The 2,548-nt window shown below is 72.3% G+C and carries 1 protein-coding gene; it reads left to right on the top strand.

Going from position 1 to position 2,548, the window contains the following annotated elements; all coding sequences use genetic code 11:
* Positions 1–2,548, top strand: a 2,548-nt coding sequence (locus ACIRQP_RS42010; protein ID WP_403900703.1) for a type I polyketide synthase, incomplete at both ends; no start/stop codon positions are given.

The raw sequence follows: 2,548 nt of genomic DNA, 5'->3' as shown, positions 1-2,548 counted from the left end.
TGGGACAGGCGCCGGCCAATCACCCGCTGCTGGGTGCGGTGGTACAGCTGCCGCAGTCCGACGGGCTGGTCTTCACGTCGAGGTTGTCGTTGCGGACGCACCCCTGGCTGGCCGACCACGCGGTCGGTGGTGTGGTGATCGTTCCCGGCACCGGGATGGTCGAGCTCGCCGTACGTGCCGGCGACGAAGCCGGATGCACAGTTCTCGACGAGTTGGTGATCGAGGCACCGCTCGTCGTGCCCGAGCAGGGCGGGGTCCGCGTGCAGGTCGCACTGAGCGGTCCGAACGAGGCCGGCTCCCGCACGGTACACGTGTACTCCCGGCGTGATGACGGCACGGGCGCGTGGATACGGCACGCCACCGGCATGCTGTCGGCGACGCCGAGCGGCGGTGGCACCGGGTTCGATTTCATCGCCTGGCCGCCGCCGGGCGCGGAGCAGGTTCACGTCGGAGACTTCTACGACGACCTGGCCGAGCGCGGCTACGCGTACGGGCCCGCGTTCCAAGGGCTGCGGGCGGTGTGGCGGCGTGGCGAGGAGATCTTCGCCGAGGCCGCCCTGCCCGAGGACCTGCGCGAGGAGGCCGGCAGGTTCGGTGTTCATCCGGCGCTGCTGGATGCCGCCCTGCAGGCCGCGACGGTGGGTGCCGTGGAGGAACCCGCGGAGCAAGTGCTGGCGTTCGCGTGGAACGGGCTGGTGCTGCACGCCGTGGGTGCCTCGGCGTTGCGAGTGCGGCTCGCGCCGTTCGGCCCGGACGCGCTGTCGGTCGAGGCTGCCGACGAGACCGGCGGGCCGGTGCTGACCATGGACTCGCTGGTGTCCCGGCCGGTATCCGCCCAGCGGCCGGGTGCCGCGGGCGAGGGCCGCGAATCGCTCTTCCAGGTGGACTGGACCGAACTGCCCCCGGCTCGGCGGGCGGACATGCAGTCGTGGGTGCCGGTGGTCACCCCCGACGACGTGACGGCGCTCGCTGAAGGCACAGGTGTGCCGTCGGCGGCGGTGCTGAACGCGGTCGGCGCGGACGCGGCACTCGCCGTGACTGCACGAGTACTGGAGATCCTGCAGGCGTGGCTGGCCGCGCCCGCGCTCGAGGAGACGCTGCTCGTCGTGCGGACCTGCGGTGCGGTGGCGGCCGGTGGTGATCACACGGTGACCGATCCGGCCGCGGCCGCCGTGTGGGGACTGATGCGTTCCGCACAGGCCGAGAACCCGGGCCGGATCATCCTGCTGGACACCGATCCCGCTGCCGAAGGCGACGCCGGGTCGGTTGTGGGTTCGGTGCTGGCCACCGGTGAGCCACAGATCGCGGTGCGTGGAACGACCCTCTTCGTGCCGCGTCTTGCTCACGCCGCTCAGAACTCGCATTCGCCTGCCACGTTCGGTCCGGACGGGACAGTCCTGGTCTCGGGCGCGGGGTCGCTGGGCGGGCTGGTGGCCAGGCACCTGGTGACTCGGCACGCTGTGAGGCATCTGGTGCTGGCCAGTCGGCAGGGCCCGGATGCCGACGGGGTCACGGACTTGGTCGCCGAGCTCGCCGGGCAGGGAGCGGAGGTGTCCGCGGTCGCCTGCGACCTCTCCGACCGCAGCCAGGTGGCGGAGCTGCTCGCGTCGATGTCCGACCTGACCGGTGTCGTGCACACGGCCGGTGTCTTCGACGACGGGGTGATCGGGACGTTGACGGCGGACCGGCTGGCGGGCGTGTTCGCTCCCAAGGTCGACGCGGTACGTCACCTCGATGAACTGACCCGCGGCACGGATCTCGACGCGTTCGTCGTGTTCTCCTCTGTCGCGGGCGTGATCGGCGGCGGCGGCCAGGGCAACTACGCGGCGGCGAACGCCTACCTGGACGCCGCGATGGCCCACCGCCGAGGGGCGGGCCTGCCGGGCTTGTCCCTGGCCTGGGGCCTGTGGGAGCGCAGCACCGGCATGGCCGCCCACCTCAGCACCGTCGACCACGCGCGGGCCGGCCGTGGCGGCGTCCTGGAGATGACGCAGGACGAGGGCCTGGCCATGTTCGACATCGGGCTGCGTACGGACCGAGCGCTGCTCGTGCCGATCAAGCTCGACCTGGAGGCGATGCGGGCGGACGTGGCGGCCGGCGGCACGTTGCCGCACCTGCTCCGCGGTCTGGTCCGGATGGCTCGGCCGGCGGCTCGGGCGGCGTCCACGGGGGGCGATGGGCTGGTTCGTCGGTTGGCCGGGCTTGCCGCGGCTGAGCAGGAGGCGGTGCTTGTCGATGTGGTTCGTGGTCAGGTCGCGGTGGTGCTGGGGCATGCCGGGCCGGAGGCTGTGCGGGCGGATACGGCGTTCAAGGATGCCGGGTTCGACTCCCTGACGTCGGTCGAGCTGCGCAACAAGCTGCAGGAGGAGACAGGGCTGAAGCTTCCCGCCACGTTGGCCTTCGACCACCCGACTCCGCTGGCCGTCGCCCGCCACCTGCACCAGATCCTTGGCCGGATGGCTCGGCCGGCGGCTCGGGCGGCGTCCACGGGGGGCGATGGGCTGGTTCGTCGGTTGGCCGGGCTTGCCGCGGCTGAGCAGGAGGCGGT

This window comes from Streptomyces sp. NPDC102274 (genome assembly GCF_044766385.1).
Classification (GTDB): Bacteria; Actinomycetota; Actinomycetes; order Streptomycetales; family Streptomycetaceae; genus Streptomyces.
Note: the sequence above shows the minus strand (reverse complement) of the source record. Positions and strands in the feature narration are given on the sequence as shown.